Origin of the sequence: Capnocytophaga sp. oral taxon 326 str. F0382 (assembly GCF_000318295.1) — a bacterium.
In the GTDB taxonomy this organism is placed as follows: Bacteria; Bacteroidota; Bacteroidia; order Flavobacteriales; family Flavobacteriaceae; genus Capnocytophaga; species Capnocytophaga periodontitidis.
On record NZ_KB291407.1, the window covers coordinates 10592 to 10919 of the forward strand.

Here is a 328-nt window from a genome sequence, read left to right on the forward strand (position 1 = left end):
GTGTAGGGGCGTTTTGCAAACGCCCATAAAACAATAACCTAGTATATCTTGAGAATAAAGCCTTTTTCAAAATAGCTCTCAATTGGAAGTTCTCTCCATTGTACTCCTGTTTTTAACTTCTTGAGAATCGATAAAAATATTGAAGTTAAATCAAAATTACTTTTAAATTCTCTTTTTCCTACACTTAAAAAGGGAATAATCCATTTATTTATTGTATCTTTGCCCAAAGTTCCTGAATTTTAGTGTTTTTTTTTTTTAAACACAATTACTAATTTTTGGGAACTTTTACTTTATTATAACATCATTTCGATATAACAGAACATTGATT

General features: G+C 27.7%; 1 protein-coding gene. It reads right to left on the reverse strand.

The genetic code is table 11. The features are described 5' to 3' along the window. Positions 1-38: 38 nt before the first annotated feature. On the reverse strand, positions 39-227 hold the full coding sequence (locus HMPREF9073_RS07000) for a hypothetical protein (protein WP_009413257.1): 189 nt from the start codon (positions 225-227) through the stop codon (positions 39-41). Between the last annotated feature and the right edge of the window lie 101 nt (positions 228-328).